Raw genomic sequence first — 7,704 nt, 5'->3', positions numbered from 1 at the left:
GACGACATCTCCGTCACCGGCCTGGACGATCTCGCCCTCGCCACCGCCATCGACCCCGAGCTCACGACCGTACGACTGGACGCCGAGCTCTTCGGCGAACGCGGCATGCAAGCCCTCCTGGCCGTCCTGGAAGGCCGTACGCCCGACGCGGGGGACATTCCCGTCGAACTGGTCGTACGAGGCTCCACAGCACCCCCCAGCACCCCCTGAAACGCCCTGTGCCCCGGCCGGAGGATCGGCCGGGGCACAGAAAAGGGTGAGGATCGGTAAGGATCGGGCAGGACGGACCGGCTACTCCTCCTCGGAGCGCTCGGAACCCTCCCCCTCGTCCGAACTCTCCGCCTCGGTGGACGCACCGCCGGCCTCCAGCAGCCGACCCAGCTGCCGCCCCACGATGCGCTTGAACTTGCGCTTCTGCGGACGTGTACGGTCCAGCACCGCGACCTCCAGCCGCTCCGCGGGAATCTCCCGCTCACTGCCGTTCGTGTCACGCGACAACGCCTGCACCGCCAGCTTCAGCGCCTCCGCCAGGCTCATACCGTCCTGATGACGCTGATCCAGATAGCTGCTGATCTGCTCCGCGTTGCCACCCACCGCCACCGAGCCGTGCTCGTCCACGATGGAACCGTCGTGCGGCAACCGGTAGATCTGGTCCCCGTCCGGCGTCTCACCCACCTCGGCCACGACCAGCTCCACCTCGTACGGCTTCTCACCGGCCGAGGAGAAGATCGTGCCCAGCGTCTGGGCGTAGACGTTGGCAAGACCGCGGGCGGTCACGTCGTCACGGTCATAGGTGTAACCACGCAGGTCGGCGTAGCGCACGCCACCGATCCGCAGGTTCTCGTACTCGTTGTACTTGCCGGCGGCCGCGAAGCCGATCCGGTCGTAGATCTCGCTGAACTTGTGCAGCGCGCGGGACGGATTCTCGCCTACGAACACGATGCCGTCGGCATACTGCAGCACGACCAGGCTGCGACCACGGGCGATGCCCTTGCGGGCGTACTCCGCCCGGTCGGCCATCGCCTGCTGGGGAGAAACATAGAACGGCGTCGACACCGGTTATCCGTCCCTTTCTGTGGAAGTCACTGCGATCACCTCGAACAAGACGGTGGCGCCTACAGCAGCGCGGCCCGCGGGCCGTCGGGCTGCTCCAGCCGCCGCTCCAGGATCGAACGGGCGATCTCGGAGGACTCCTCGTCGGTGAGCCGACGGAAGCCGTCCTCGGTGATCACGGTGACAATCGGGTAGATCCGGCGGGCGACATCGGGACCACCGGTCGCCGAGTCGTCGTCGGCCGCGTCGTACAGGGCCTGCACCACGAGAGTGGTGGCCTGCTCCTCGGTCAGGTCGCCCCGGAAGAGCTTCTTCATGGCCCCGCGCGCGAAGATCGAGCCGGAACCGGTGGCGGCGAAGTTGTGCTCCTCGGAACGGCCGCCGGTGACGTCGTAGGAGAAGATCCGCCCCTTCTCCCGGTCCACGTCGTACCCCGCGAACAGTGGCACCACGGCCAGCCCCTGCATCGCCATGCCCAGGTTGGAACGGATCATCGTGGACAGCCGGTTCGCCTTGCCCTCCAGCGACAGCTGGGCGCCCTCGACCTTCTCGAAGTGCTCCAGCTCCAGCTGGAACAGCTTCACCATCTCCACGGCGAGGCCGGCGGTGCCGGCGATCCCGACGGCCGAGTACTCGTCGGCCGGGAACACCTTCTCGATGTCCCGCTGGGCGATGACGTTCCCCATGGTCGCCCGGCGGTCACCGGCGAGCACGACACCCCCGGGGAACGTGACGGCGACGATGGTCGTCCCATGCGGCGCCTCGATCACGCCCTGCGTGGGCGGCAGTTGCCGGTTCCCCGGCAGCATCTCCGGCTGATGCTCGGACAGGAAGTCCATGAAGGACGACGACCCAGGCGTCAGGAAGGCAGCTGGTAGACGCCCGGTGCTACGAGTGTTGGCTTCCACGCGTTTCCTTCCAGGTAATCGGCAGCTCGGTTCATCGCTTCGGGGTTCTCCCCCAACAGGCCGAGGCCGGAATTGCAGTTGAAGCACAGTACGCCACGGACCCTACCCGTCTTGTGGCAGTGATCCACATGAACGGCGGGAGCCGTCAGACAGATCGCACAGAGCCCCATTTGAGAGGCGACCATCTCGTCACGCTGGGCTTCGGTGATGCCGTACTTGCGCATCAAGTAACTGGCCCTGTTCCGCACGGCACGGCATGCCCGGCAGTAGCTGGCCCAGCCGTCGGAGGAGGACTTGTTCCGTTCCCACTCGCCGTGAGGCTTCACGTCGCCGCACTGCGGACAACGCTTGTGCCCTGCTGGGACAGAGACCCTCTCCCTGACCTTCTTGCCTTTGGCCTCCTGGCGCTGCCGGTAGTACTCAGCGGAGCACTCCCGGCAGTACGCCTGGAGACCGTCAGCCATCGCCTTATTGCCTCGCGAACGCAGTCGTCGGCAAATACTGCTTGCACCTGGAACAGCGTCGCGACGCGGATCCTTCGACCACTCGACCGCGCCCCCAATTTCACCTTCGATGCAAAGGTGAAATCACTCGCCACCCTTCTGAACGAAGGACCTCACGAAGTCCTCGGCATTTTCCTCGAGTACGTCGTCGATCTCGTCCAGGACGGAATCCACGTCGTCGCTCAGCTTCTCCTGGCGCTCCTTGAGGTCCTCGGAGCCCTGCGCCTCCGCAGTCTGCTCCTCGACCTCCTCGGTGTTGCGGGTGGCCTTCTGCTGTCCGCCGCCGGTGTCCTTGGTCGCCATAACCCCTCACCCCGCTCGGTTCGACGTTCTTGATCAGACCCTACAAGCAGGGTCTGACATCGGCCCCGCAGTTGCTACAACGTACGGGGGCCATCTCGATGATTCCCTCTGGCCGGGTTTTCCACCCTGCGGCGCGCCCCGGCCCGGGTATCCGTTCAGTTGCCCGACAAGACCCTGACCAGGTCTTCTGCCGTCCGGCAGCGGTCCAGGAGCTCCTTGACGTGATTTCGCGTTCCGCGAAGCGGTTCGAGGGTTGGGACCCGCTGGAGCGAGTCCCGGCCCGGGAGGTCGAAGATCACCGAGTCCCAGGAGGCCGCGGCGACGTCGTCGGCATACTGCTCCAGGCAGCGGCCTCGGAAGTACGCGCGGGTATCCTCCGGGGGCTTGGTACGGGCCCGCTCGACCTCGCTCTCGTCGAGGAGACGCTTGATGCGGCCGCGGGCCGCGAGGCGGTTGTAGAGGCCCTTGTCGGCCCGTACGTCGGCGTACTGGAGGTCCAGGAGGTGCAGCTTGGCCGCGTCCCAGTCGAGGCCGTCACGGCGCCGGTAGCCCTCCATGAGCTCCCGCTTGGCGACCCAGTCGAGCTCTCCGGCGAGGCTCATGGGGTCGTGCTCCAGGCGGTTGAGGGTGTCCTCCCAGCGGGCCAGGACGTCCTTGGTCTGGTCGTCCGCGTCGGCGCCGTAGCGTTCCTCGACGTACTTGCGGGCCAGTTCGTAGTACTCCATCTGGAGCTGGACCGCGGTGAGTGTGCGGCCGCTGCGGAGGGTGACCAGGCGCTGGAGCGTCGGGTCGTGGGAGACCTGGTGGAGGGTGCGGACCGGCTGGTCGACGGCCAGGTCGACGGCGATGAAGCCGTCCTCGATCATCGACAGGACGAGGGCCGTGGTGCCGAGCTTGAGGTAGGTGGAGATCTCCGAGAGGTTGGCGTCGCCGATGATCACGTGGAGGCGGCGGTACTTCTCGGCGTCGGCGTGGGGTTCGTCGCGGGTGTTGATGATCGGGCGCTTGAGGGTGGTCTCCAGGCCGACCTCGACCTCGAAGTAGTCGGCGCGCTGGCTGAGCTGGAAGCCGTGTTCGTGGCCGTCCTGGCCGATGCCGACGCGGCCGGCGCCGGTGACGACCTGGCGGGAGACGAAGAAGGGCGTGAGGTGGCGCACGATGTCCGAGAAGGGGGTTTCCCGCTTCATCAGGTAGTTCTCGTGCGTGCCGTAGGAGGCGCCCTTGTTGTCGGTGTTGTTCTTGTAGAGGTGGATGGGCTGGGCGCCGGGCAGCTGGGCCGCGCGTTCGGCGGCCTCGGCCATGATCCGCTCGCCGGCCTTGTCCCAGAGGACGGCGTCGCGGGGGTTGGTGACCTCGGGGGCGCTGTATTCGGGGTGTGCGTGGTCGACGTAGAGCCGTGCGCCGTTGGTGAGGATGACGTTGGCGAGGCCGATGTCCTCGTCGGTGAGCTGGCTGGAGTCGGCGGCATCGCGGGCGAGGTCGAAGCCCCGCGCGTCCCGCAGCGGATTCTCCTCCTCGAAGTCCCAGCGGGCCCGGCGGGCCCGGTGCATCGCCGCCGCGTAGGCGTTGACGATCTGGGATGAGGTGAGCATGGCATTGGCGTTGGGGTGGCCGGGGACGGAGATCCCGTACTCCGTCTCGATGCCCATTACTCGCCGTACGGTCATGCGGCCCTCCTTGCCCGGCGGCGCCCTCGGTCGGGGGCGGCGCTCAAGTACCGCTGGCGCTCCGGTGCGTGTGCGGTGCCCGTCCCCGCACTGCGCGACTCGGCGGTACCGAAGAGCCTAGAACGGCTCCGCGCTGGTGGGGAGATCATTTGCGTCATTGCCTTGCTCGCGTTCGGTCCGGTTGGTTGCCTGAAAAACAGTCGGCTGCGGGTACCCCGGTGAGGGCACCCGCAGCCGCCCTGTGTTTACAGGTACTGACCGGTGTTCGCCACCGTGTCGATGGAGCGTCCGGTGTCGGCGCCCTGCTTTCCGGTGATGAGGGTGCGGATGTAGACGATCCGCTCGCCCTTCTTGCCGGAGATGCGGGCCCAGTCGTCCGGGTTGGTGGTGTTGGGCAGGTCCTCGTTCTCCTTGAACTCGTCCACGCAGGCCTGGAGGAGGTGGGAGACGCGCAGACCCTTCTGGTTGTGGTCGAGGAAGTCCTTGATCGCCATCTTCTTGGCGCGGCCGACGATGTTCTCGATCATGGCGCCGGAGTTGAAGTCCTTGAAGTAGAGGACTTCCTTGTCTCCGTTGGCGTAGGTGACTTCCAGGAAGCGGTTTTCCTCGGATTCGGCGTACATGTGTTCCACGGCCGTCTGGATCATGCTCTGGACGGTCGTGGCCTTGCTGCCGCCGTGCTCGCCGAGGTCGTCGGAGTGCAGGGGGAGGCGCTCGGTGAGGTACTTGCCGAAGATGTCCTTGGCGGCCTCGGCGTCGGGACGCTCGATCTTGATCTTCACGTCGAGGCGGCCGGGGCGCAGGATGGCGGGGTCGATCATGTCCTCGCGGTTGGAGGCACCGATCACGACCACGTTCTGCAGGCCTTCGACGCCGTCGATCTCGGCGAGGAGCTGCGGGACGATGGTGTTCTCGACGTCGGAGCTGACGCCGGAGCCGCGGGTGCGGAAGAGGGATTCCATCTCGTCGAAGAAGACGATGACGGGGGTGCCCTCGCTGGCCTTCTCGCGAGCACGCTGGAAGACGAGGCGGATCTGCCGCTCGGTCTCGCCGACGTACTTGTTGAGGAGCTCGGGGCCCTTGATGTTGAGGAAGAAGCTCTTGCCGGTGGCCTGGCCGGTGACTTCGGCGACCTTCTTGGCCAGCGAGTTGGCGACGGCCTTGGCGATGAGCGTCTTTCCGCATCCGGGGGGCCCGTAGAGCAGGACGCCCTTGGGCGGGCGCAGTTCGTGCTCCTTGAACAGGTCCGGGTAGAGGTACGGGAGCTCGACGGCGTCCCGGATGGCCTCGATCTGGCCGCCGAGTCCGCCGATCTGCTCGTAGCCGATGTCGGGGACCTCTTCGAGGACGAGTTCCTCGACCTCGCTCTTGGGGACGATCTCGTAGACGTAGCCGGATCGGGGTTCGAGCAGCAGGGCGTCGCCGGGGCGGATGGTGACGTCCAGCAGCGGCTCGGCGAGCCGTACCACCCGTTCCTCGTCGGTGTGCCCGAGCACCAGGGCGCGTTCGCCGTCCTCGAGGATCTCCTTGAGGGTGACGATGTCCCCGACGCGCTCGAACTCCATGGCTTCGACCACGTTGAGCGCTTCGTTGAGCATCACTTCCTGGCCGCGCCGAAGCTCTTCGAGTTCGACGCTGGGGCTGACGTTCACCCGCAGTTTGCGGCCGCCGGTGAAGATGTCGGCGGTGCCGTCCTCGTTCGCTTCGAGGAAGACGCCGAAGCCGGCCGGGGGCTGTGCGAGCCGGTCGACCTCTTCCTTGAGGGCCACGATCTGGTCGCGGGCCTCACGGAGCGTGTTGGCGAGTCGCTCGTTCTGGGCGGACACGCCGGCCAGGTTGGTCTGCAGCTCGACGATCCGCTCTTCGAGAATCCTCGTGTGTCGCGGAGAGTCGGCGAGCTTGCGTCGCAGGACGGCGATCTCCTGCTCAAGGTAGGCAATCTGCCCGGACGGGTCGTCGGACCCTCGTCCCGGGCGGATGCCGCGGTTCATGTCGTCGTCGTGGGCTGCCACGGTCCTCACCTCCTCCAAGGGGAGCTGGACGCTTCCAGACCCTACCTGGGTGGGTGTCGATTGAAACCCCTAGATCACAAAGACTGTCGAGGTGTGTCCGATCTTCACCCTTGCGCTCTCCCTCACGCCAGGGGAATACCCACCGAACAAGATTGGAAAGCTGCCGAAGGTAGGGTCGAAGTGTTCAACACCCGTCAGAGCTGGCCGGATTCCCGTTCGGCTCGACGCATAAACGGCAGGAGAGATGAGAGTGCAGCAGGAGGTCGGGGCCGGCGGCGAGACCCTGGAGGTCTGGATCGATCAGGACCTCTGTACCGGTGACGGCATCTGCGCGCAGTACGCGCCGGAGGTGTTCGAGCTGGACATCGACGGTCTGGCCTACGTGAAGGGCTCGGACGACGAGCTCCTCCAGGACAAGGGCGCCACAACGCCCGTACCGCTGCCGCTTCTCACCGATGTGGTCGACTCGGCGAAGGAATGTCCGGGTGAGTGCATTCACGTACGTCGAGTTTCGGACAGGGTCGAGATCTACGGACCGGACGCAGAGTGACCGGAAAGCCACCCTGCGTGACCGCTGTCTGTTTTCTCACAGATGTGATCGGTCCGGTCAGACGGTGTGCGTGCCCGCGGGGGTGGAGCGGACGAACGCGCCGTCCTTCCACTGCCACTTCGCCTGGTCCTTCATGTCCGGGCAGCAACTGGGTACGTCGGACGTCGAGTAGCCGAGCAGGGTCGCGAGGACGGCGCCGTCGCTCAGTGTGAAGTCGGTGACGGTGTTGCGGGTCTTGGGGCTCAGCAGGGTGGCGACGACCCGGGGTTCGCCGGTGTCCTTCGCGTGTGTGATGACGTAGACGGCGTCGGGCGGGGTGCCCATGGGGGCGTCGCAGTGCACCACGACGACTGTTTCCGGCCGTCCGTCGCCGTCGAGGTCTCCGGAGACCCGCTTCTGCACCTTCGCCTTGACCGGGCCGCAGTCGAGCGGGAAGTGGACGCCGGCGGGATCGGGCGCCGTGGTGACCACCGGGGCCGGTCTGGCCCCGGGGCCGGCCGCCTGGGCCGCCGTCGCGGGGTTGGGCTGCAGGACCGAGGAGAGGGCCACGACTCCCGCCACGGCGGTGGCGGTGGCGACCCAGTGGATCGGGCGGGTGTGCGTGTGTGCCAGTTCCGGGACGGCGGATTGCTGCACTAGGAGCGTCTCCTGTGAGGGCTGTGCCGGTGGGGGGTGGCCAGCATGGTGCCACACGTCACAGATCGGGGG

General features: G+C 66.7%; 9 protein-coding genes. 2 read left to right on the top strand and 7 right to left on the bottom strand.

Annotation, left to right across the window (positions count from 1 at the left end):
* Positions 1–210, top strand: a 210-nt coding sequence (locus EHS43_RS31665) for a substrate-binding domain-containing protein (RefSeq protein ID WP_185806497.1), incomplete at its 5' end; no start/stop codon positions are given.
* Between the two features lie 81 nt (positions 211–291).
* Here the strand turns inward: EHS43_RS31665 and prcA are convergent.
* The 6 genes from prcA to arc all read right to left on the bottom strand — a co-directional run bounded on the left by prcA (position 292) and on the right by arc (position 6,446).
* Positions 292–1,056, bottom strand: coding sequence for a proteasome subunit alpha (gene prcA, locus EHS43_RS31660; protein WP_125194119.1), 765 nt, complete (start codon positions 1,054–1,056; stop codon positions 292–294).
* A 59-nt stretch (positions 1,057–1,115) separates the two neighbouring features.
* Positions 1,116–1,961, bottom strand: a complete 846-nt coding sequence (gene prcB / locus EHS43_RS31655; RefSeq protein ID WP_125194118.1) for a proteasome subunit beta — start codon at positions 1,959–1,961, stop codon at positions 1,116–1,118.
* Complete coding sequence (locus tag EHS43_RS31650; RefSeq protein WP_125194117.1) at positions 1,913–2,425, bottom strand: endonuclease VII domain-containing protein; 513 nt, start codon at positions 2,423–2,425, stop codon at positions 1,913–1,915. Before EHS43_RS31650 ends, prcB begins: the two co-directional genes overlap by 49 nt.
* Positions 2,426–2,548: 123 nt before the next feature.
* Positions 2,549–2,767, bottom strand: a complete 219-nt coding sequence (locus EHS43_RS31645) for a ubiquitin-like protein Pup (RefSeq protein ID WP_053852487.1) — start codon at positions 2,765–2,767, stop codon at positions 2,549–2,551.
* A 155-nt stretch (positions 2,768–2,922) separates the two neighbouring features.
* Positions 2,923–4,434: a depupylase/deamidase Dop gene (gene dop / locus EHS43_RS31640; protein WP_185806496.1), complete on the bottom strand. Its 1,512-nt coding sequence runs from the start codon at positions 4,432–4,434 to the stop codon at positions 2,923–2,925.
* 245 nt (positions 4,435–4,679) lie between these two features.
* Entirely contained in the window at positions 4,680–6,446 is a 1,767-nt protein-coding gene (gene arc, locus EHS43_RS31635) for a proteasome ATPase (protein WP_053852485.1), read from the bottom strand.
* A gap of 244 nt (positions 6,447–6,690) precedes the next feature.
* On the opposite strand from arc, the gene EHS43_RS31625 reads away from it, so the two are divergent.
* A complete protein-coding gene (locus EHS43_RS31625; RefSeq protein ID WP_125194116.1) occupies positions 6,691–6,996 on the top strand; it encodes a ferredoxin in 306 nt (101 codons plus the stop codon).
* Between the two features lie 57 nt (positions 6,997–7,053).
* On the opposite strand, the gene EHS43_RS31620 is transcribed toward EHS43_RS31625, so the two are convergent.
* Positions 7,054–7,632 carry a hypothetical protein gene (locus EHS43_RS31620; RefSeq protein ID WP_125194115.1) on the bottom strand — a complete coding sequence of 193 codons (579 nt, stop codon included), beginning with the start codon at positions 7,630–7,632 and terminating at the stop codon, positions 7,054–7,056.
* Positions 7,633–7,704 lie beyond the last annotated feature (72 nt).

The sequence above is a fragment of the Streptomyces sp. RP5T genome (assembly GCF_003933965.1).
Taxonomy (GTDB): Bacteria; Actinomycetota; Actinomycetes; order Streptomycetales; family Streptomycetaceae; genus Streptomyces.
This window is presented reverse-complemented; position numbering and strand designations above follow the sequence as displayed.

Bases quoted from the DNA above. Each gene is read 5' to 3' on its own strand.
- EHS43_RS31650 (WP_125194117.1), bottom strand. From the start codon at position 2,425: ATGGCTGACGGTCTCCAGGCGTACTGCCGGGAGTGCTCCGCTGAGTAC.
- EHS43_RS31645 (WP_053852487.1), bottom strand. From the start codon at position 2,767: ATGGCGACCAAGGACACCGGCGGCGGACAGCAGAAGGCCACCCGCAAC.
- dop (WP_185806496.1), bottom strand. From the start codon at position 4,434: ATGACCGTACGGCGAGTAATGGGCATCGAGACGGAGTACGGGATCTCC.
- EHS43_RS31625 (WP_125194116.1), top strand. From the start codon at position 6,691: ATGAGAGTGCAGCAGGAGGTCGGGGCCGGCGGCGAGACCCTGGAGGTC.